Annotated in this window: 23 protein-coding genes and 1 tRNA gene; 13 read left to right on the top strand and 11 right to left on the bottom strand. The window is 57.9% G+C overall.

What is annotated here, in order from left to right:
• Positions 1–15 precede the first annotated feature (15 nt).
• Positions 16–105 (top strand) — tRNA-Ser (locus tag HDC32_RS13030).
• Positions 106–216: 111 nt separating this feature from the next.
• On the opposite strand, the gene HDC32_RS13025 is transcribed toward HDC32_RS13030, so the two are convergent.
• From HDC32_RS13025 to HDC32_RS12975, 11 genes are all read right to left on the bottom strand, one after another.
• A complete protein-coding gene (locus tag HDC32_RS13025) occupies positions 217–1,434 on the bottom strand; it encodes an Arm DNA-binding domain-containing protein (protein ID WP_184744345.1) in 1,218 nt (405 codons plus the stop codon).
• The gene (gene xisR / locus HDC32_RS13020) at positions 1,431–1,646 is read right to left on the bottom strand and encodes an excisionase family protein (protein ID WP_090408080.1); all 216 of its coding nucleotides are present in this window, start codon (positions 1,644–1,646) and stop codon (positions 1,431–1,433) included. The genes HDC32_RS13025 and xisR overlap by 4 nt, the downstream gene beginning before the upstream one ends.
• On the bottom strand, positions 1,643–2,632 hold the full coding sequence (locus HDC32_RS13015) for a phosphoadenosine phosphosulfate reductase family protein (protein ID WP_184744343.1): 990 nt from the start codon (positions 2,630–2,632) through the stop codon (positions 1,643–1,645). The genes xisR and HDC32_RS13015 overlap by 4 nt, the downstream gene beginning before the upstream one ends.
• A gap of 543 nt (positions 2,633–3,175) precedes the next feature.
• The gene (locus tag HDC32_RS13010) at positions 3,176–3,718 is read right to left on the bottom strand and encodes a phosphohydrolase (protein ID WP_184744341.1); all 543 of its coding nucleotides are present in this window, start codon (positions 3,716–3,718) and stop codon (positions 3,176–3,178) included.
• A complete protein-coding gene (locus tag HDC32_RS13005) occupies positions 3,715–3,936 on the bottom strand; it encodes a hypothetical protein (RefSeq protein ID WP_184744339.1) in 222 nt (73 codons plus the stop codon). The genes HDC32_RS13010 and HDC32_RS13005 overlap by 4 nt, the downstream gene beginning before the upstream one ends.
• Positions 3,933–4,331: a hypothetical protein gene (locus HDC32_RS13000; RefSeq protein WP_184744337.1), complete on the bottom strand. Its 399-nt coding sequence runs from the start codon at positions 4,329–4,331 to the stop codon at positions 3,933–3,935. The genes HDC32_RS13005 and HDC32_RS13000 overlap by 4 nt, the downstream gene beginning before the upstream one ends.
• Positions 4,332–4,420: 89 nt before the next feature.
• Positions 4,421–4,741, bottom strand: a complete 321-nt coding sequence (locus HDC32_RS12995) for a pyocin activator PrtN family protein (protein ID WP_184744335.1) — start codon at positions 4,739–4,741, stop codon at positions 4,421–4,423.
• Positions 4,738–5,205 carry a hypothetical protein gene (locus HDC32_RS12990; protein ID WP_141605297.1) on the bottom strand — a complete coding sequence of 156 codons (468 nt, stop codon included), beginning with the start codon at positions 5,203–5,205 and terminating at the stop codon, positions 4,738–4,740. Before HDC32_RS12990 ends, HDC32_RS12995 begins: the two co-directional genes overlap by 4 nt.
• Positions 5,206–5,367: 162 nt before the next feature.
• The gene (locus HDC32_RS12985) at positions 5,368–5,658 is read right to left on the bottom strand and encodes a phage antirepressor KilAC domain-containing protein (RefSeq protein WP_184744333.1); all 291 of its coding nucleotides are present in this window, start codon (positions 5,656–5,658) and stop codon (positions 5,368–5,370) included.
• A gap of 9 nt (positions 5,659–5,667) precedes the next feature.
• Positions 5,668–6,231 carry a hypothetical protein gene (locus HDC32_RS12980; RefSeq protein ID WP_184744331.1) on the bottom strand — a complete coding sequence of 188 codons (564 nt, stop codon included), beginning with the start codon at positions 6,229–6,231 and terminating at the stop codon, positions 5,668–5,670.
• Positions 6,232–6,474: 243 nt separating this feature from the next.
• Entirely contained in the window at positions 6,475–7,263 is a 789-nt protein-coding gene (locus HDC32_RS12975) for a helix-turn-helix transcriptional regulator (protein WP_184744329.1), read from the bottom strand.
• Between the two features lie 108 nt (positions 7,264–7,371).
• Here HDC32_RS12975 and HDC32_RS12970 point away from each other — a divergent pair, with 108 nt between their 5' ends.
• From HDC32_RS12970 to HDC32_RS12910, 12 genes are all read left to right on the top strand, one after another.
• Positions 7,372–7,659: a YdaS family helix-turn-helix protein gene (locus HDC32_RS12970; protein ID WP_141605302.1), complete on the top strand. Its 288-nt coding sequence runs from the start codon at positions 7,372–7,374 to the stop codon at positions 7,657–7,659.
• Positions 7,660–7,998: 339 nt separating this feature from the next.
• The gene (locus HDC32_RS12965) at positions 7,999–8,508 is read left to right on the top strand and encodes a phage regulatory CII family protein (RefSeq protein WP_074844100.1); all 510 of its coding nucleotides are present in this window, start codon (positions 7,999–8,001) and stop codon (positions 8,506–8,508) included.
• Positions 8,509–8,715: 207 nt separating this feature from the next.
• Positions 8,716–10,938, top strand: a complete 2,223-nt coding sequence (locus tag HDC32_RS12955; protein WP_092484775.1) for a VapE domain-containing protein — start codon at positions 8,716–8,718, stop codon at positions 10,936–10,938.
• Between the two features lie 17 nt (positions 10,939–10,955).
• Entirely contained in the window at positions 10,956–11,294 is a 339-nt protein-coding gene (locus tag HDC32_RS12950; RefSeq protein ID WP_409438477.1) for a hypothetical protein, read from the top strand.
• A gap of 536 nt (positions 11,295–11,830) precedes the next feature.
• Positions 11,831–12,130, top strand: coding sequence for a hypothetical protein (locus HDC32_RS12945; RefSeq protein ID WP_092484772.1), 300 nt, complete (start codon positions 11,831–11,833; stop codon positions 12,128–12,130).
• A 58-nt stretch (positions 12,131–12,188) separates the two neighbouring features.
• Entirely contained in the window at positions 12,189–12,533 is a 345-nt protein-coding gene (locus HDC32_RS12940) for a phage holin family protein (protein WP_065927355.1), read from the top strand.
• 19 nt (positions 12,534–12,552) lie between these two features.
• Positions 12,553–13,284 carry a hypothetical protein gene (locus HDC32_RS12935; protein ID WP_141605306.1) on the top strand — a complete coding sequence of 244 codons (732 nt, stop codon included), beginning with the start codon at positions 12,553–12,555 and terminating at the stop codon, positions 13,282–13,284.
• A gap of 208 nt (positions 13,285–13,492) precedes the next feature.
• A complete protein-coding gene (locus HDC32_RS12930; protein WP_092484766.1) occupies positions 13,493–13,987 on the top strand; it encodes a hypothetical protein in 495 nt (164 codons plus the stop codon).
• A complete protein-coding gene (locus HDC32_RS12925; RefSeq protein ID WP_221461957.1) occupies positions 13,950–16,022 on the top strand; it encodes a phage terminase large subunit family protein in 2,073 nt (690 codons plus the stop codon). The genes HDC32_RS12930 and HDC32_RS12925 overlap by 38 nt, the downstream gene beginning before the upstream one ends.
• A gap of 3 nt (positions 16,023–16,025) precedes the next feature.
• On the top strand, positions 16,026–16,247 hold the full coding sequence (locus HDC32_RS12920; RefSeq protein WP_065899722.1) for a DUF6148 family protein: 222 nt from the start codon (positions 16,026–16,028) through the stop codon (positions 16,245–16,247).
• The gene (locus HDC32_RS12915) at positions 16,244–17,854 is read left to right on the top strand and encodes a phage portal protein (protein WP_184744327.1); all 1,611 of its coding nucleotides are present in this window, start codon (positions 16,244–16,246) and stop codon (positions 17,852–17,854) included. The genes HDC32_RS12920 and HDC32_RS12915 overlap by 4 nt, the downstream gene beginning before the upstream one ends.
• A 2-nt stretch (positions 17,855–17,856) precedes the next feature.
• The gene (locus tag HDC32_RS12910; RefSeq protein WP_184744325.1) at positions 17,857–19,221 is read left to right on the top strand and encodes a S49 family peptidase; all 1,365 of its coding nucleotides are present in this window, start codon (positions 17,857–17,859) and stop codon (positions 19,219–19,221) included.
• Positions 19,222–19,234: the final 13 nt, after the last annotated feature.

Below are 19,234 nucleotides of genomic sequence, written 5' to 3'. Positions count from 1 at the left end.
ATGATGCGCGCCGTTGGAGAGATGCCAGAGTGGCCGAATGGGACGGATTCGAAATCCGTTGTACCTTCACCGGTACCTAGGGTTCGAATCCCTATCTCTCCGCCATTATTGAATAAGACTAAGCCCCTGTAATCGTTAGAGATTACAGGGGCTTTTTCGTTTTCTTCATACCATTTAGGGCATTTTTAGGGCAAAAACCTTTCCCTGTATACCGCTCTAGTCCGGCCTAAACCCCAACATTTTTGACACGATACCCGCCATGCTCTTGGTGTCCTTCGGTATCCATCTCCCGTAATGCTTTCGCACCATGGTTGTATCGGCGTGCCCCAGTTGCCTGGCCACCCATTCGACCGGAACGTAACTCGACAGCATTTGACTGGCAAACGTGTGGCGGCATTGGTTGGCGCCTCGGTGGCGGACCTCTGCTTTTTTCAGATGGGCAGTGAACCAGTTGCTTAATGTCTTGCCGTTCCAGAGTAAACCGCTGGTCGAACTGCGGAAAAGGAACCTGACTTTCATCTTCTTGGACGTGATGTTGTCGCGTTGGATAACGGTGATCTCTTCGGCTACAGCTTCCTTTGCGGCGGCAACTATCTCTTTCATTAGTACGAGGGCTGGGTCTATGAGTTCGATGGCTCGAACCCTGGAGCGCTCTTTGGGGACTTTGAATTCTCCTACCACCAGTGCGCGGCGGACGTGTACCAGGCCGGCTTCAAGATCTACGTCTTCAACGGCGAGTCCGATGAGCTCGGAAAGGGACAATCCGGCCCAGCAGTTGAACTCAATCATCCTGGTGTCAGTTCGGCGGTCAGGATCTGCTTCGGCGATCAGCTTGATCTCGGTACGACTAAAAGGGTCGGCATGCTCCAGGTCGACGTCCGATCCGACGTTGCTGATCCTGTCGAGCGGGTTAGCTTTCAGGATGCCATCGCCGAATGCATCGGCCCAGATACCTCGGATGACGGTAAAAATGTCATTCACTGTCTTCGGGGCCAAGCCTTGCTTGAGTAACTGTGCTTGAAACAACTCGATGTCGCTCTTACTGATGTCGACGATTCGACGCTTGCCGAATTTGTTCTCGACGTGCACAGCTTTACTGACGTAGTTGATGACGGTGCTCGAAGCTTTGAGCGCGCGTTGAACCTCCAGCCAGCGGTCAATACCTTCCTTTACGGTACGCTTGAGCGAAGGACCGCCAGTCCCGGTGAACATGGCAGCTCTTGGCGATTTGGGAAAGTGGGCCGCATAGTCGAAGCGGCCCTCTTTGATTTCCGCGAGAATGGTACGTCGCTTGTTGTCGGCGTAGGCGATCGCGGCCTTGTTTACCTTCGAGATCCCTTCCAGTGGTTCCCGGCACCGTTGACCGTTGAAGATGAACCAGATGCGGAGTTGCTTGCCGTTCATCTCCACGCCAGTTGGCATCTTGTTGATCATGGCTTCCCTTCCATCCAACGCTCAATGGCCGCGCGGTTGTAGACGATCACGTTAGCTGGGTCGTAACGCCAGTGCTTGCCCTCAAGCCACAGACCTCGGGAGCGGTATTTGCGAACCGCTTCGGTGCTTAGGCCGAAGACCGGGTACAGCAGATCCTGGCGAAACCATGCGCCGGGGGTGATGTTGAAGTCGAGTTTTTCTGCTGCGCTCATGCTGCCTCCGGTGTTTTCACGAGTTCAGGATCTGTGTCACAGAGTCCGTATGCGCTGGAGCAGGCCTGCGCATCTGTTGCAATCATCAGGTCGTACTGGATACCTCCTCGAGCGGTCTTGGACCACTCGACGGCCTGGCGAATGCTAGCGATCTCCATCACTTCGATCGCACTCATGTTGGCAATAGAGCCCTTTGGATGCTTGGCGTTTGACCCTGCAAAGAACGTGGCGGCGCCGCGTTTGCTGGCCTGCTGGACAGTTCGCTCCCAGCGATCGATCCGGTCAATCACGTCAGGGAACCGGAGGGCAATTTCGCGTAATTCATCCTTGCGGCAGTTGATGCAGGGCATGCAGCCGACGCGCCCCATGCCCTGGGAATAAAGCGGATTCGGTTTGATACCCATGTAGCGGTGAGCCTCGAACACTGCTGGAATATCCCACTTTAAGATCGGCCGGTAGTTAAATAGGCCGCCGCCCACTTCGTCACACTCGGGCAAATATCGCCTGTTAAGCGATTCTTCAGCGCGTACACCTTGCCAGCTCAGGATCATGTCGCCGGCACCCATCAAAGGCATAACTACTTGTTCAAACATAGGGTCGCGTTTCAGCTCTATGGTGCAGAACTGGGCTTTGCGGCTAGGGAACCGGCCTTTCCAGATGCACAGGTCTAGGAACGGGTTGCCGGTTGGCTGCAGCACGTCCAACGCTGCCAGCACTACCTCCTCTGCTATGCCTTGCGCCCGCCATTTCGATTCGATGAATCGGCGCTTGCCTTCAATACGCTGGGTGAAATCAGCACGCACGCGGGTTATTTTCGTGCGTGTAGCTTGTTCCAGGTAATCCAGGTACTCGTGGGTCTGTTGGTGCTCGTTGCCGGTGTCCGCGAAGACGGCCTGCAGGTTGGGTGCCTCTAAGGCAATTGCGACCAACAGCGTCGCCGTGCTGTCTTTGCCGCCGCTGAGGCTGATGATGTTGTGCGTAGTCATTGATGCACCTCTTCCTGTTACATCCGAAACGATTGATGAGCACGCGACGGCGGTAATTTCTGTTCAGCAGGTTGTGCGCCGTCAGACTGGATCTCACACACGAAGCGGTGCCGTTTCCGGTTGGGGGCTGTCAGTGCTTTGGTGAGCCCAGGAATGGTGCCAATGCACTGCTCGTATGCGTCCGGTCCATTCCAATGCTGAGCTAGCAATACCTGGCAGTTCGTTCGTGTGGCGTCTGCGCACAGGTAGAGCAAAAGAAAGACCGTCATACGGCACCCCTCGGCTGAGCCACGCTTATATGTCCCGAAGCGTGCGCATACCCCACGACAAGCTGCGCGGGCGGGCGTCCTGAAGCGGTATGCGTTGCATCGCTGACCGCTGCCCCGCGCAGCTTTTCGTGGGGTATACGTGCCTTGGTAGTGACGCTGGAAGGAGCAGTAATGCCTGCTGCTGCGCAGCTGAGACTGTTTGTTTCTGGCGTGTCGACACCACTGGTGCTGCGGAGTAAAGCGGCCACGGCGCTGATGTTTTCCTGTTGGTTCTTCATGCCGCTTTCCTCCGATGTTCGACAGCGAGTTGGTCCATCAGGCGCTGGTGATAGGTGAGTCGGGCTTCTGCGGCAGGCCATGGACGGATGATTTCAGCCATGGGTTGTATGCCGACCAAACAATCCCATATAGCCGGATCGGTTGGCATGAGGTCGCGGCGTTCGGTGGCCAGCGCAATCAAGTCTGCCTGGTGAACGCATGCAGGAAGTTCCGCAGCAATGTCGAAGCGCTGGCACACGCGTTGCCATACCCAGTCTTCAAAGTCTTGGTATGCATGTATCCACTGCTTAAGTGGCTTGGTCATGTCGCCCAGGTACGCCTCTGGCGCGTCGTGGAGTAAGGCGGCGAGCTTGTGTTTTTCCGGCACCAGCTCGGCGACGATGCAGCTGTGTTGAGCCACGCTGTAGAACTCGCGGGTATGCCCATTGAAGCGGCAGAGGTGTGCCAGTGAGTGGGAGATGTCCCGTGGATCGATCATGTCGGCGTCAGGCTCGAACAGATCAAAACGCTTGCCGGTGTGGGTGAGGATCCAGTTCATGCGGCCTCCTTCACGAGATCGGCCAGCAGCAGGGCGTTGTCAGTTGTTTTATGCAATTCGCGGAGTGCGTCGTAACCAATCAGCGCTTTCAACTGTCGGTCAAATTCTTTGTTGTGGCGTGTTAATGCGCTCAGTTCCTTCATGGCCTCGGTGTACTGCTGTTGCAGTGTTCCAGCGGCTTGGGGCGTCAGACGCAGCATTGGGATAGCGCGACTCATGCTGCATCCTCCTGATAGAAGGAATTCAACTCGTCGGCCATGTTCAACGCGTGGTCACGTAAAATGAGTGCTTGAGTTGCGTGGCTTTCCGATTTGATGGCGTGGAAGAAATCGGCGGCGAGTTTGAGTTTTCCCGCGATGGCCAGAAGGATCTGACGGTCCTGGGGTTCCCTGATCAAAATCAGTTCCAGGCGTTCACATCTCCGTGTGGCGTTTTCGAGAGCAGTAGCGCCCGATGACTCGCCCTCCTCAATGCCCAGGATGTAGCCCTTAGCGTGGCCGTCGTCGTAGCCTTCGCTCCAGCCGTCCCTTAAGCCGCCTCGGTACCCGACCCAGTACAGAATGGCGAGTGCAATTACGAAGCTGATTAATGCGAAAATTTCAAATGCCGTCATGTGGTTTGCTCCTACTGTTGTGTTCCGCTTGGCTGGTGGTGCAGCGGTTGCGGTGGTGCAGCTGTTATCGAAGTGTGTCGGTTAAAGATTCATCGCTCGTCTGGCTGGGGTTGAGTGTTTGTCAGTTCTTCGTCTGCGGCATCAGCCTGGGTATCAATGAAGATGGCCAGATGGCGGATGTCGATAAAACGGGGGCGCTTGGCGCTGGTATCCAGAGTGGTGATGGGTAGCGCTACACGGCCGCTTGTCAGTGCGCGAGTGAAGTTGTCCTGGTTGAGATTGCTGAAGTAGCGTTCACGTACCTGTTCGACGGGTACGAGCAGATCCCCGAGGGTTCGGTACAGCAGGTCAACGGTTTGACTTCTGGGCGCTATCGGCAGGCGCAGTTCGCGCTGTACAGAGGCCGTCATGCTGCGTTCGCCTTATCTACTTGGGCCTTGAGCGTGCCGAGCGTCAGCTTTCCGGGCCTACGTTGCGGCGCTGCTTTGGCATGGGGTTGGTTACTGGCTCGAATATCGCGGTTGATAGCTGCCAATGCTGTGCGTGCTGTATTGCCAAAGGCCACGAAGCGCGGCAGTGGGGAGGTGCTGTCTAGCGGTTCGAGCACGGCACCTAGCTCAACTCCCTCAATGCCATAGCCGAGGCGCAGCATGGCGCGGGCGCGATAGTTGGGGCCGAGATCGATGACGAGATGGTCAAGAGCAGCCGCCAGTTGTAGGTGTTCGATCTGCAGCGGTGCGGCGCTGGCTTCGAGGGAAATGCCAGCAGCTGTGGCGGCCAGTGTGAGGTTGGCCAAAATTTTTTCGGGCGTACGGCGTTCTTCGGGCAGGTTCAGCAGCTCAATCAGTAGGGTATCAATCAGCTTGCGGTCCATGTGTGTTCCCTCGGGGGTGGTTCCAGGCGATTTCAACGTGGGTGCGTACTAGATCGCGTAGGTGCTCCGGTACTTCTGCCAGCGCGGCAATGCGTTCCTCGCGGGATCGCATCGCTGTGATCTGGCGGGCGTACTGGCGCGGCCATGCTTCAGGCTGTCTCATTACGCGACTTCTCGCGGGTCAGGCGCGGCGGGTGGTGCTGGGCGTTCAATACCGATCTGGTTGGCTAGCCAGGAGATGCCGATCTCAGTCACGCGAGTGGTACGTTGGTATTGCATCCCGTACTCCTCGTGAAACCAGCGGCTCTCGCGGGTGACCAAAAAGTCTTTGGTTGCGGCTGGGTTTGCTGGCAGGTTTTTTTTATCCAGCAAACCTTTGTCGCGCATGCGTTTCATCAATTCGCGGTGACCCAGACCAAGGCGTTGGGCTGCGCGTTTGAGGGATATGCTCATGTAGGCACCTCACGCGGCGGCCGCGAGGCTGTTGCGGTAGCCCTGCAGGAATTGATTAAGGTTTTCAGCCAAGATTACGTAAGCGCGCTGGTTGTCGGCGGGTAGGGTGAGTAGGCAGCCTGCGTCGTCGTCGATTTCGATCACGGCGATAAAACCGCCGCGTGGGTTGCGCTGTATCTTTAGAGAAGGCTCCAGTTCGTCAGCGATCAGATGGTAAATGCCGCGCCCACGGCGGATTGCCAGACGTAGCGTCGCCTCTATGTCACTGACAGCCTCGTGCTCATCGACGTCAGGCACACCGGTAGGGCTGCGGCCATTGGCGATACCTTCGATAAAGCTCGCAACTCGCGTGGCGTTGTTTTTGCGGTGCTTATCGAGGGTGACTGAGGTATTGCGTGTCCCGCAGATGCGCACCATCACCGTGATGCCAGCGGTGCACTGTTCGATCTCGACCTGAGCCGCTACGGATTGGCAGCCATCACACGAATTCAGGGTGTGATTGAAGGTGCCGCTAAGGTTTACCTGGGCCTGTAGACGGATGTAGGCGCTGGCGTTGAGAGATAGTCTGCTCATGCTGCACGCCCTCCATCGTCTGGATTGAAGGGGGTAGGCGTTGGGCTGGTGGTTGATTTGCGTTTGGTAGGGGCGAAGGCGCAGCCGTGGATTATGGCTAGGCGGCGCACCTCGAAAACGCGGCTTTCTGGGCACGTTGGTAGGACGTGTAACGTTGCGGTTTGCATGGGAATTGCCTCACTCTGTGGTGGAAGAGTGAGGCAAAAATAACTTAGGTTTTAATTTGGCGCAATAACCTAAAGATTAATTTTTGGGGAGGAGTGAAGAATTTATCGGGTTGAGGGTGGACCACCAAAAAATCCTTCCGATTATTTGGATGCGTTGCTCCATCACTTCCTCGAAGGAGTAGTCCTCGTCGGCGAATTCTTCAAAATTGTAGCTTCGTAGACGAATACCGCCGGGGACACGGTAAAGGAATTTGACCCTTAAAAGACCGTCATGGTCGAGGGCATAGATTTGCCCGTCGATGATCTTCGTCGTTCCTTTATCAACGCCAAGCGTCGCGCGATCCAGGATTAGGGGGTGGTTAGAGTTCCCTTTGTTTGTGGCGCACGCGGCATTAGAAGGATCTACGCCTGCTTTGCGCAATGTGTAGCTGGAAAACCAAACCTTGCGCCCATCGTCAATCTGGACGGACGACTTGCCTAACCCTGAAGCTATCTCAACTTCTTTATAAAGTGGTAAAGCGATCTCTCCCGCATCCATTGGGGTTAAATCGTCCCATAGAGAAAGCTCGCCCAGAACCAAAGGTGTTCCGTCGTGTGGTTGGAGCTTGCGGGTGGTTTCGTCGGTTGATTGGGGACTGGGAGTCACCACGCCCAGCTCAAGCCAATCTACGTCAACCTTAAGGGCTCTCGCAATTGCAGGTAGGAATCGGCTTTTTTGGGACTTTCCAGAGCTTATCTTCTGAATGCTTGCTTGGGTGCAACCAGCAGCTGAAGCTAAAGCTTCCTGACTGAAGTTGCGCTGAGACATCGCATGATTCAGACGATCTGCGAGGGTAGGCAGCTGAGTTTTATCTAAGTAGTTCATGGGAGGCAGGTTATAACTATGGTTATAAAAAGTCCAACAGCTAAAGTTGTTGACCGATTAATCCCAAGGTTATAATCTTTGCATCGTTTACTCATTTGAGGTGTTCTCATGACTACAAATCGCCTTGAACAAACTGAGCAGGCTGCCGGACCCATCCATGAAGGTTATGCCGCGCTAATGCGAGTTCTTGAGGCCTGTGGTAACAACCAATCTGAACTGGCCCGTCGCTGCAACGTCAAGCAGCCGCACGTTTGGAAGTGGCTCAAGACTGGGCGGGTGCCTACAGAGCGTGTTCATTCCGTTTCTCGGGCTTCGGAAGGAAAAGTTCTACCTCATGAATTGCGTCCAGATCTACCAGACCTGTTCCCGGTCCCTGTATTCCAAGCTGCTGCATAAGGCTTAGAAAAAAGGCGACCCAAGGGCCGCCCAGTTCCTCCCGGCAAACACCACCACAGTGCTGTCGGGTCGCGACAAGGGTAGGCGGGCAAACCACATGCAAACCGCCTCCTTTTATCGCGCTGCCAAGGCACGGATGCCTCGGGTTGCCTGCTAACCCACCACGGTCTGCAGGCTGTAACGGCAAGGCACATGCGGAGCGTGTGCCTTGCCATTGGGGTGCAGCCGGACTTCCTACCACAGAGCAACCGGCTGCATGCGACCACTTGTGAGTGACCACGGCACAACTGTATCAAACAGGCGTGCGGCGGTCACTGGCAGAGTTTTTGGAGTTTTGCCATGAACCGTAAACAGTTCAATTCCATTGAGCGCGCACGGCGTTCGCTGTTGACTCTACCGCAAGCTTTGCTCCACGCCGCACGTGACTACCCGGGCGGAGCTACTGCCATTGCCGCTATCGACGGTGGCAACGCCACCACCCTCAATCATAAGCTGAGTCTGACCAATACCAGCCACACGCCTAACATTGGCGATCTTGAATTGGTGCTAGATGCCACGCGCGATCCTCGCATTGTAGATGCGTTGCTGCATCCCATCGGTTGGGTGGGAATCGACGTTTCTGAGTTGAGCGACACCGACACGGCGCAGTCGCTAATGGCAGGCATTGGCGAGTTGCTTTCTCGTGAGGGGGAGTTAGCCACGCATGTATCGACCTCATTGTCCGATGACAAATTGGACGATGACGAACTAGCTGAGTTTGAACTGCTGGCCGAGCGGATGGTGCAGGCGGTGTTCAAGTTGCGCGCAGTGCTCCGCAAGATGCATGCGGAGGATCTGACCTATGTCTGACAACGCAGATGTTGCTGATAACGTCATTGCTCTTAATCTTGCAGTGGCGATGGCCGCGCGTCCTAGTGCCAATCCAGGCCAATGTACGCTCGAGTGCGTGGACTGCGGGGATGTCATCCTAGAGGCTCGGCGATTGGCAATGCTTGATCGCGGCTGTACGCGCTGCACTGACTGCCAGGAGCTGGCAGACCGGCGTGGGGTGCGAGCATGACCAATCACGAACTACTCGATGATGTGTTGGCCCAGTTGCAGGACTACGGGCTTAAACCAGAAACCCCACTGGTGATTGGTAAGCGAACGCGTTGCGAGTGCGACGGTGATAAGGCCCCGGAGAAAACGGGTTGGTATGTGATCTATGAGCATCTGACTGGTGACGGCAAAACACTGTATTGCGGCGCTTTTGGCGACTGGCGTCAGGGTGAAAAAGGCAGTTGGCAGAAGATCAAGCCAAAGGGCGGGCGGCTGAGCGCTGAAGATCGAGCGGTGATGCGCGCCAGGGCCGAGGAAGGCCAGCGCAAGGCCGCCCTGGCTGAGGACCGAAAGCACCGCACTGCCGCCCGGCGAGCTGCTGGTATGTGGAAGCACCTATCTGAAAAGGGTGGTTCGCGTTACTTGGATGCCAAGCGGGTAGTCGGCATCGGTCTGCGTTACAAGGCGAAGAGCGGTACGGCTTTCGTGCCGATGCGCAATGTGAAGGGCGATATTGTCGGGCTACAAGTGCTGTACCCGGAAAAGCAGGCTGCTACGGGCCGGAACAAAACCTACTGGCCGTACGGTTTGGCTAAAGAAGGCGCGTTTCATCTGATCGGCCCCGAGCCAGAGCCGGGCGACGTGATTTTGATCGCAGAGGGATACGCGACAGGCGCCAGCCTGCACATGGCGACCTCACTGACGGTGTGCATTTGCTTTGATGCCGGCAACTTGCTGCCGGTGGCACAAGCCATGCGCACAAAGTATCCCGGCCGGCAGTTGGTGTTTTGCGCAGATGATGATTGGAAGACTGTAGTGAATGGGCACCCGTATAACGCGGGGGTAATCAAGGCTGGCAATGCGTCGGTTGTGGTCGGTGGGCAGGTGGTTATGCCGGTATTCGACAACGACCGGGAAGACGGCTGGACGGATTTTAACGACTTGCACTGTGCTGAGGGCATGGACACGGTGCGCCGCCAGGTGTTGGCGGTGGTTCGACCCTCTACCGATGAGGGGTGGCGTGAGAAGCTGCAGTATTCTGAAAAAGGAGGATTGATCGTACACCCATTCAACGTGGCATTGATTCTGGGTAACGATAAACGCTGGGCCGGCGTAATCGCCTGGGATTCGTTCAGTTCGAAGACGCGCAAGCTGCGTACACCTCCGTATGGCGGTGGTAAGGGGGACTGGACCGATCTTGACGACATCAGGGTGGCGCTGTGGCTTGCTGATGTTTACGGGCTACGGGTGAAAACTGCCCACGTTGTTGAGGCTGTCAGTGCGGTGGCGAATGACAACTCCTACCACCCGGTGCGAGAGTATCTAGATAGCCTTGAGTGGGATGGCGTGCGACGCCTTGAGCGTTGGTTGCAGGATCGGTTGGGTGTTATGGATAGTTCGTACACCCGCAAGGTGGGCAAGCGATGGCTGATTTCTGCGGTGGCACGCGTGTGTCGACCTGGCTGCAAGGCTGACTCAATGTTGATTTTGGAAGGCTTGCAGGGCGAGGGGAAATCCACGGCTGCGCGGGTATTGGGCGGCGAGTGGTTCATGGATACGTCATTTGATCTGAGCAGCAAAGACGCCTATCAGGCGATCCGGGGCAAGTGGATTGTGGAGATGGCCGAGCTGGACTCACTGAACAAGGCAGAGTCGACCAAGGCCAAGCAATTCGTCTCATCGCCCATCGATACCTACCGCGAGAGCTATGGCCGGCGGATGCTGGATGTTCCCCGGCAGAGCGTTTTTATCGGCACGACCAACCAGGATGAGTACCTGAAGGACGATACGGGCAACCGCCGTTACTGGCCGGTAATGTGTACCAAAGTTGATCTAGAGGGACTGCGAGCCGACCGTGATCAACTCTGGGCCGAAGCGTTAGCCTGTTTTCGCGCAGGTGACATCTGGTGGGTGGAGCGCGATGAGGCTGATGTTTTCGCAGCTGAGCAGGATCAGCGTTATCAGGCAGATATGTGGGAAGACCTGGTGGTCGGCTACCTGGCCGACAAGCATATTGGCGATACGGTGACGGGCGCGCACTTGCTTGAGCATGCGCTTAACATCGATCCAAGCCACTGGGGTAGACCCGAGCAAATGCGCATCGGCAAGATTATGCATCGGATGAATTGGCCCCGCCGGCGCAAGGGTAACTGTGTGCGTGGTGTGCGCAGCTATGAGTATGTGAAACCGCCGGAGTGGAAGCGAGGGTCGGCGGTGCCCAGGCAGGAGACCGCATTTTGATCCCGGAAATGGATGAGATGTTGAAATTGTGGGCGCTCGACATGCACGGTGGCGGTGGCCCTGACGGGGCTGCCAGCAGTATGTTGGGTCAATTGATCGATTGCCGGGGGGAATTGATTCGAGGCACACGCGGCGGTTCGAAGATGCTGCTGCCATGGAGTGCAGACATTGAGGTGATCGTAAACAAGCGTCTGCCCTGGCATCTGGCCCAAGTGGTGCAAGAGCATTACCTGAACCGTGAAAGCGTAGAACGCCAGAAATGGGCGCACTGCGGGTGTGGTCGAACGCAGTTCTATGCGCGCTTGCATTCGGCACATCTGGAGATCGCAGGCATGCTGCTGGAGCGCGTAGCTTGATGGTGCGGCGCGTCCCTGTACGGCCTGCTAGTGTTTTGGCGGGTGGGTCATCTGCGCGCCGCGTGTTAATTGATGATGGCCCACCGTCCCACCTTTTTTGCATCTTTCCCGCATGTGACGCTTACACCCACATACGCGCGCGCGTACGCGCAGCGTTTATTAATTCTCCCTTTACATGGAAAAAGTAATAAATAGTAGGACGGAGGGGCGCCGCTTTGATTCATCGGTGTTTCAGACGTCGCGCCTCTCTTGAAAACAGTGGGACAAGAGGGTCCATGCCTGCGGCGCTAGAGCCAGTAACGTTATATGTCCGTTGATTGCCGGTGTATTGCCGTTGATTACCGTTGATTACCGTTGATTGCAGGGTGGCAGCGCTGAGCTCTTGCTGCCACCGGACTGGAGGGGTATAAATCAGTCATGTTCAAAGAGGTACGCAAACAGCGATCTCACCAAAAACCCGGCCTTTGCGCCGGGTTTTTTCATTTCTCCTCAGACGTACTACTTCGTACAGCCAATTTTTCTTTTGGAACTGAGAAATGGAACGAGATCAGAAGCTGTTGGTGAAAATCTTAGACGTCTGCATCAAGGACTCCGATGACTGGAAGCTCAATTTATCGGCGAAGGATATTCGCAGCAAATTCTCCAGCGCCGAGTGTGTCCATTGGTCCGGTGTAGTCGTGGATGGCCATATCGAGCTGCTTGTAGATTTGGGTTGTATCAATGTTGAAGGGGACGCTCCGGATATACGTATCCAGCGCGTCACCAATGCGGGCTATAACTATCTCGACAGAAGTAGAAGGTTGAGTTCGCGTAGTAGTGAACTACCCATCCACTAGACAACAACGTTTTTGAGCCCTGCCTAGTGCAGGGCTTTTTCGTTTACGGAGTAGGCCAATGACGAACGAACAGCAAGCGCTGGCAGAAATGCCGATCTGGTTAGTGATCGTCCTGGCCCTGGTGGGCGGTGTGTCGGGCGAGATGTGGCGAGCGGACAAGGAAGGGACGCGTGGTTGGGCATTGATCCGACGATTGGCCCTTCGGTCCGGCGCCTGCGTGGTGTGCGGGGTATCGGCGATCATGCTGCTGTATGCGGCAGGCATGTCGATCTGGACGTCCGGTGCGCTGGGATGCCTCACGGCGATGGCAGGGGCAGACGTAGCGATCGGGCTGTACGAGCGCTGGGCGGCCAAGCGCCTTGGTCTGCGTGAAGCGCAAGCCAACGGTGAAGCTGGACCATAAGCATCCAGAGGCAATGACCATGATGCGACTTGAGATGCGTGACAACATCGACAAGATCGTTAGGGAGATGCGTGGGCTCAGCAAGTCGAAGGTGCCGATAGCCGCTGCCAAAGCGCTGACCTTCACCGCTGAACGCGTACAGGCGGCAGAGAAGGCCGAGCTGGAGCGGGTATTTGATCGGCCCACGCGCTGGACGCTCAACTCGGTCTTCAAGCGCAGTGCCACGACCAGCCGCCTGTTTGCCCGTGTGTGGATCAAGGACGAAGCAAGCTCAGGTGTGCCCGCGTCCAAGTACTTGCCGGTGCACATTGACGGTGGCAACCGACCACATAAGCGATTTGAGAAAGCGCTGATCCACTACGGCTTGATGCCAGCGGACATGTACGCCGTCCCTGGTCGGCGCGCCAGGATGGATGGCAACGGCAACATCAGTCGCGGCCAGATCGTGCAGATCCTGTCCGCACTCGGAGCAGCCGAGCGGGTGTCGGGCTTCATGGCAAACCGCACTAAGCGCAGCCGACGCCGCAACCGCAACGCACCGGACTATTTCGTGGGGCGGCCTGGCAACGGCACCGGCCCTTTGGGTATCTGGCAGCGTATCGGCAACGGGGCACGGCCCATCCTGATCTTCGTCAAACGCCCGACGTATCGCCGGCGCTTTGACTTTTACGGTGTCGCCAATCGAGTGGCCGAGGCCGAGTTCGAGCCGCTGTTCCGACGTGCCCTGGCACGGGAAATGGAGCGAGGTTGACCTCTTGTCGGTTCGGAGCATTTTTTCTCAAAAAACGGTGATTTTTCAATGAATTGCCGGGGTTTTGGCTTGACAGGCCGACCTGCGACCCAAAATCAATGGGTCCTTCCAGGCAGCGGGGCCATCGGGGTAATTCGAACCCCGACTTTTTTGCAGATTCAACCCGACATGGGGGGTTCCGCTTCCCTCCCAGCAACAGGATCAGACCATGCCAACCCAACATGAAATCGCCGAGCATCTGGACATGAGCGAACGTAATGCCCGCGACGTGCTCAAGGGGCTGACTCTGGATTGGCAAACGGCAAGCATGGACGAGATCCGAACGGCCTACATCCGCGATTTGCGCGCGAAAGCCGCTGGGCGCGGGGGCAGCCAACTTGAGGAGCTCAACAGAGCGCGGATCGATGACCTGCAGCAAAAGTCAGCCAACGGACGGTTGGTGTATTACGAAAAACTGCGCTCACTGATCCCCTCCGGTGAGGCAGAGCGTGCGCTGTCTGACTGGGCCAGTTTCGCAAACCGGGAATACCTGGGCGGCCTTGAACGCATCATTCAGGAAATCGAGAACGTGCAGAAACTCACAGTAGATCGAACAGTGGTGGCCAAAGTTGCTGGACCTACGACCGAGCGAATTGCAGGCTACGCGCGAAAACTTGGCGCGGAGCTTGTCGGCAGCAGCGGGGAAATTCAACCCGCCGCGTGACATCCCGACCGCGCACTACCTGAGCACCGAGTTTTACCTGCCCGCCGAAAGCGGCGTGCTGCATGGCCTATACGATTTCCAATACACGCCTTACTTCCTCGGGGTTGCCGCCGCTCTGGACGATCCACGGGTGAGCGAGGTCGACTTGATGAAAGCGGCGCAGATCGGCTGGACGTGGTTCTTGATCGGCTACCTGTTCAAGTTCATCCATAACCTGCCGCGCCCGATCATGATCCTGTTCGCCAAGGAAAAGGACGGCAAAAACTTTCATGACGAAAAGCTCAAGTTCGGTGTGACGGCGAACACTGAGGTGGCCAAGTTGATGCCGGTCGACGTCAGCCGTACCTCGGGCAACCGTTGGGACCATAAGACCTTCCCGGGCGGGTTCCTCAAGCTGGTGGCGTCGAATTCTCCCGGCAACGTCAAGTCCACGTCCTCGGTGGGCTTGTCGGTGGTGGAGGAACCGGACGACACCAGCGACGACGTGAAGGGGCAGGGTGATGCGATCGCCCTGCTGGAGGAGCGCGGCAAGCGCTACCCCGGCTCGAAGATGCTGGTGGGCGGTACTCCGGCGATCAAGGGCGCGAGCAAGACCGAAGCGCGCCTGGCCCAGACCGATTGCCGGGTGTTGCCGATCATCTGCCACGCGTGCGGCCAGTCGCATGTGTTGGATTTCGCCCATATCAAGTGGCTCGACATTGAAGAGGACGCCCAGCCACACGAGATCTACGGCCGTGCGGATCCAGAGACCGCCGGCTACGGTTGCCCGCATTGTGGCGAAATTTGGGATGACTACCAGCGCAAAGAGAACATCCGCAACACGGTGTTCAACGCGATCGACGCTGGCGACCCTTATTGCGGCTGGGTGGCAACAAAGCCATTTGCTGGGCGTGCCGGGTTTATTGAGCTGAACGAACTGTACGCATGCCTCCCCGGTACCAGCCTGGCCGACATCGTGCGGGAGAAACTCAACGCCGAACACCAGGCGTCGATTGGCAACCTGTCGTTGCTGATCAAGTTCGTCAACCAGAAACAGGGTCGTGCGTACGAGTACAAATCCGATCTGCCCGAGGCCGATAAACTGGCTGAGCGAGCGGAGGACTACCCGGAAATGTTTGTGCCAATGGCGGGCCTGGTGATCACCGCCGGTGTCGACGTGCAGCACGATCGTCTGGCGGTGGTGATGCGGGCCTGGGGCCGAGGCGAGGAATCCTGGCTGATCTACTGGGGCGAGATCTACGGCGAGGTGGTGCTGCCTGACCAGGGAGTCTGGCTGGATCTGGAAAAGTTGCTGTTTGCGCCGATCCCACACGCCTGCGGCGCCAAGCTGAGGGTGCTGGCAACTTCGCTGGATACCTCGGACGGCACCATCACCCAGGACGCGGCGTATGCGTTTTGCCGTAAGCATCAGCGCAACGGCGTGATGGCGATCAAGGGCGCGAGCGAACGTGGCAACACCCGCGACGATGAGCGCCGGGAAATCTTCAGCGCGCCTCGGCAAGGCGTCGACACTGACAAAGAGCAAAAGGCCTCGAAGTACGGTCTGCGCCCTTACATTGTCGGTACCTCGCGGGCCAAGGATCTGTGGATTGAGGGCCGTCTGCCATTGACCGGTGATGGCCCTGGTCGGATGCACTTTTACAAAACGGTGCGCCCGGATTATTTCCGGCAAATCACCGCCGAAGTGAAGGCGCCCAGCCGGCGACACCACTACCGCAAGGTCTGGCAGAAAAAGGCCGGCCAACCGAACGAAGGTACCGACTGCGAGACGTATGCGTTGCACGCGGCCCGTTCCCTGAAAACGCATTTGATGCGGGAGCAAGACTGGGCAGGGCTCGATGCACAGATCCGTCAGGGTGCGTTGTTTGACCCACCCGAGCCGGATCAATCCGAGGCAGAACCCGATCCCGAAACGGACGGGACCGGTCCGGAACCGACACCACCAGTCGAACCACCCAATCTCCCGCCCTCTGGCGGGAGAGTTGTTTCTGGGCGCCGTAGTGCAATGCGCGTGCTCTCCCAACGCAGGAATTAATTCATGGCTATCACCCTGGAACAAGCGCAGGGCCAGCTGCAAGCCTGGCTCGATGCGAGCATGAAGGTCAGCCAAAAGCAGAGCTACCGCATCGGCACCCGGCAATTGGAATACGCCGACCTTGCCGAAATCACCAAGACGATCGACTACTGGCAACAGCAAGTTGATCGACTGGAGAGCGGTCGCCCTCGGGGGATCGTCCTGCGTGGGATTACGCCGCGATGAGCCGCTCGCCGAAAGTGCCAGAGCCGACGCTGCTGGATAAGGCCATCACTTGGCTAAGCCCCGAGCGCGGCGCCAAGCGCATGCACGCTCGGCTGACCATGACTGCCTTGGGCGGTTACAGCGGCGCGTCGAAGGCAAAGCGTTCGCTGAGCGCCTGGACCCCGACGGCAGGCAGTGCGGCGGCAGATCTGCTGCCCGACTTGCCCACGCTTCGCGAACGCTGCCGAGATCTTGAACGCAACAATCCCATCGGCGGTGGTGCGATCAACACGGTGACGACGAAGACGGTCGGCACCGGCCTGGCGCTTAAGTCAGTGGTCAATCGCTCGATTTTGGGCTGGGACGAAGACCAGGCCAGGGAGTGGCAGCGCAAAACCGAATCGCTGTTCAAGTCCTGGGCGGAAACCACCAGCTGCGACATCACCCGCGAGCAGAATTTCTATGGTCTGCAGGACCTGACCTGGCGATCGGTGCTGAGCAGCGGTGACGTGTTTACGTTGCTCACGCACAAAGAACAACCCGGCCAGCACTACTCGGCGTGCATCCAACTGATTGAGGCTGACCGGGTTTGTAACCCTAGCAACAAGGCCGACACGGAAGCCCTCACGGCCGGCATTGAGCGTGACGCCGATGGTGCACCGATCAAGGCTCACATTTTGCGCAGTCACCCGGGGGCACTCGGCGTCAAAGAGCGCGTCTGGGATGACCGCCCGTTCTTCAACGAGCGCGGCGGTCGGGTGCTGCTGCATGTGTACCGGCGTCGTCGGGTGGGCCAGCCACGCGGTGTGCCGTACTTGGCGCCGGTGATCGAGAAGCTCAAGCAGTTGGACCGTTACACCGATGCCGAGCTGGAAGCGGCGGTGGTGTCTGCGTTCTTCGCCGTGTTCATCAAGCCAGGGCAGAGCGGCAATCTGAGCCCTCTGGCATCGGCCGTTACCGGCAACACCCCGGTGGGTGGCGATAAACCCGCCGGGCGCGACCAGGGCGGTTGGGACGGCTCACTCAGTGGAGGCATTGTCGCCGAACTGGACGACGGTGCGTCGATTGATACCGCATCACCCGGTCGCCCGAACATGGCATTTGATCCGTTCGTACTCGCCATGCTTCGACAGATCGGCATGGCCCTGGAGCTGCCTTACGAGGTGCTGATCAAGCACTTTACCGCCAGTTACACCGCCGCACGTGCTGCGGTGATGGAGGCTTGGCAATTCGTTCGCGGTTGCCGTGACTTCCTGGGCCAACATTTCTGCCAGCCCGTGTACGAGCATTGGCTTGAAGAGGCCGTGGCACAGGGAGACATCGAGGCTCCCGGGTTTTTCGACCACCCGTTGCTGCGCTATGCGTACAGCGGGTCGCTATGGGTGGGTGATGGTCCTGGCACAGTTGATCCGCTCAAAGACATCAATGCCGCCGAAAAGCGCATCGATATTGGCGTCAGCACGCTCGCCAAGGAATCCATGCTTTACGACGGCAGTGACTGGGAAGAGAACCACGAACAGCGTGCGCTTGAAGTGAAGCGTAGGCGCGATGACGGCCTATCCGTGTCACCAACGGCTCGCCCCGAGGATGAGCCTGCGGCCAATCCTGATCTTCCTGAACGGACCTAACTATGAGCGACAACCCAACCGATGCACCTCCCGTGCACCGGGTGACGGCGTTCGACCTGGTATCACGCGAGCCCTGGGCCATCACCCCGGACATGCTGCAGACCATTACCGCCATCGCCCGCCGGGAGCATGAAGGCCCGGAAGCCTTGGAGGCCAGGCAGGGCAAACCCTTGCAGAACAGTCGCGCGGTGACCCAGCGCGGCAATGTGGCATTGCTGCCCGTCACCGGCCCGGTGTTCCGCTACGCCAACTTGTTTACGGCGCTGTCCGGTGCGACGTCGCTGGATGTGCTGGCCAAGGAGTTCACCACCGCCGTCGACGATCCGCGCACCGACACCATCATCCTGGTGATGGATACCCCCGGTGGTATTGCCAGTGGCATCGCTGAATTCGGCCAGATGATCCGCGCCTCGCCCAAGCGGGTGGTTGCGTATGTGTCCGGTAACGCGGCCAGCGCTGGCTACTGGATAGCTGCAGCAGCCCATGAAATCGTCATGAGCCGCACCGGCGCCGTGGGCTCCATCGGCACGGTGCTGACGGTGCGCAAAAGCGACGACGACGGCAGTTTCGAGATCGTCAGCAGCCAGAGCCCGAAAAAGCGCCCTGACTTCAGCACTGAATCAGGACGTGCTGTGGCCCAGGCTCATGTCGACCGGCTGACTGACATCTTTGTCGAGGACGTCGCCAATTACCGTGGCCTCAGTGTTGAAACCGTTTTGGCCGACTTCGGCCAGGGCGATATGCGGATTGGCTCCGATGCCGTGGCATTGGGCATGGCCGACCGTGAATCCACCCTTGAACAACTCATCGCTGAGTTCAACAGCAGTTCTTCTGGAGAAAGACCTATGTCCACTACTACCAACAGTAACGCCCCCGCTCCAACTGCAGAAAAACCAGTTATCAACCGCGAATACCTGGCGGCGAATCATGCCGAGTTGCTGGCCAGCCTGGAACATGACGCGCATGCCGCTGGTGCAGCTGCCGGCGCCCGCGCCGAGTGCGAACGCATCCAGGCGGTGGAAGCCGCCGCACTGCCCGGACACGAAGAGCTGATTGCCACGCTCAAGTTCGACGGCAAAACCACCGGCGCCGAAGCAGCGGCGCAGGTTATCGGCGCCGAAAAAACCAAACGCGCCGGTGCTCTGGCCGACATTCGTGCCCAGGCGCCTGCGCCGGTGCCCAACGCGCTGACGCCACCGGCAGCCCCTGAGGCTGTGAAGGAGGATCCAGAGTCGCCGCTGGAGGAACGCGCCAAGGCGACCTGGGACAGCGACAAAGAGCTGCGGGCCGAGTTTGGCACCTTCGAGGCCTATCACGGCTACCGCAAGGCCACCGAGCGGGGTCTGGTCAAGGTCCTGAAAAAGTAAGTACCGGGTAACC

The sequence above is a fragment of the Pseudomonas sp. JAI120 genome (genome assembly GCF_014207255.1).
Classification (GTDB): domain Bacteria; phylum Pseudomonadota; class Gammaproteobacteria; order Pseudomonadales; family Pseudomonadaceae; genus Aquipseudomonas.
The sequence above is the reverse complement of the archived record's forward strand: the minus strand, read 5'-3'. Positions and strand labels throughout refer to the sequence as shown.

Excerpts from the sequence above, each read along its gene's own strand:
- HDC32_RS13025 (WP_184744345.1), bottom strand. The coding sequence starts at position 1,434 with ATGATCAACAAGATGCCAACTGGCGTGGAGATGAACGGCAAGCAACTC.
- HDC32_RS12940 (WP_065927355.1), top strand. The coding sequence starts at position 12,189 with ATGACGAACGAACAGCAAGCGCTGGCAGAAATGCCGATCTGGTTAGTG.
- HDC32_RS13015 (WP_184744343.1), bottom strand. The coding sequence starts at position 2,632 with ATGACTACGCACAACATCATCAGCCTCAGCGGCGGCAAAGACAGCACG.
- HDC32_RS12995 (WP_184744335.1), bottom strand. The coding sequence starts at position 4,741 with ATGACGGCCTCTGTACAGCGCGAACTGCGCCTGCCGATAGCGCCCAGA.
- HDC32_RS12945 (WP_092484772.1), top strand. The coding sequence starts at position 11,831 with ATGGAACGAGATCAGAAGCTGTTGGTGAAAATCTTAGACGTCTGCATC.
- HDC32_RS13010 (WP_184744341.1), bottom strand. The coding sequence starts at position 3,718 with ATGAACTGGATCCTCACCCACACCGGCAAGCGTTTTGATCTGTTCGAG.
- HDC32_RS13005 (WP_184744339.1), bottom strand. The coding sequence starts at position 3,936 with ATGAGTCGCGCTATCCCAATGCTGCGTCTGACGCCCCAAGCCGCTGGA.
- HDC32_RS12920 (WP_065899722.1), top strand. The coding sequence starts at position 16,026 with ATGGCTATCACCCTGGAACAAGCGCAGGGCCAGCTGCAAGCCTGGCTC.
- HDC32_RS12965 (WP_074844100.1), top strand. The coding sequence starts at position 7,999 with ATGAACCGTAAACAGTTCAATTCCATTGAGCGCGCACGGCGTTCGCTG.
- HDC32_RS12990 (WP_141605297.1), bottom strand. The coding sequence starts at position 5,205 with ATGGACCGCAAGCTGATTGATACCCTACTGATTGAGCTGCTGAACCTG.
- HDC32_RS12935 (WP_141605306.1), top strand. The coding sequence starts at position 12,553 with ATGATGCGACTTGAGATGCGTGACAACATCGACAAGATCGTTAGGGAG.
- HDC32_RS12950 (WP_409438477.1), top strand. The coding sequence starts at position 10,956 with ATGTTGAAATTGTGGGCGCTCGACATGCACGGTGGCGGTGGCCCTGAC.
- HDC32_RS13000 (WP_184744337.1), bottom strand. The coding sequence starts at position 4,331 with ATGACGGCATTTGAAATTTTCGCATTAATCAGCTTCGTAATTGCACTC.
- HDC32_RS12975 (WP_184744329.1), bottom strand. The coding sequence starts at position 7,263 with ATGAACTACTTAGATAAAACTCAGCTGCCTACCCTCGCAGATCGTCTG.
- HDC32_RS12910 (WP_184744325.1), top strand. The coding sequence starts at position 17,857 with ATGAGCGACAACCCAACCGATGCACCTCCCGTGCACCGGGTGACGGCG.
- HDC32_RS12985 (WP_184744333.1), bottom strand. The coding sequence starts at position 5,658 with ATGAGCATATCCCTCAAACGCGCAGCCCAACGCCTTGGTCTGGGTCAC.
- xisR (WP_090408080.1), bottom strand. The coding sequence starts at position 1,646 with ATGAGCGCAGCAGAAAAACTCGACTTCAACATCACCCCCGGCGCATGG.
- HDC32_RS12980 (WP_184744331.1), bottom strand. The coding sequence starts at position 6,231 with ATGAGCAGACTATCTCTCAACGCCAGCGCCTACATCCGTCTACAGGCC.
- HDC32_RS12955 (WP_092484775.1), top strand. The coding sequence starts at position 8,716 with ATGACCAATCACGAACTACTCGATGATGTGTTGGCCCAGTTGCAGGAC.
- HDC32_RS12930 (WP_092484766.1), top strand. The coding sequence starts at position 13,493 with ATGCCAACCCAACATGAAATCGCCGAGCATCTGGACATGAGCGAACGT.
- HDC32_RS12915 (WP_184744327.1), top strand. The coding sequence starts at position 16,244 with ATGAGCCGCTCGCCGAAAGTGCCAGAGCCGACGCTGCTGGATAAGGCC.
- HDC32_RS12970 (WP_141605302.1), top strand. The coding sequence starts at position 7,372 with ATGACTACAAATCGCCTTGAACAAACTGAGCAGGCTGCCGGACCCATC.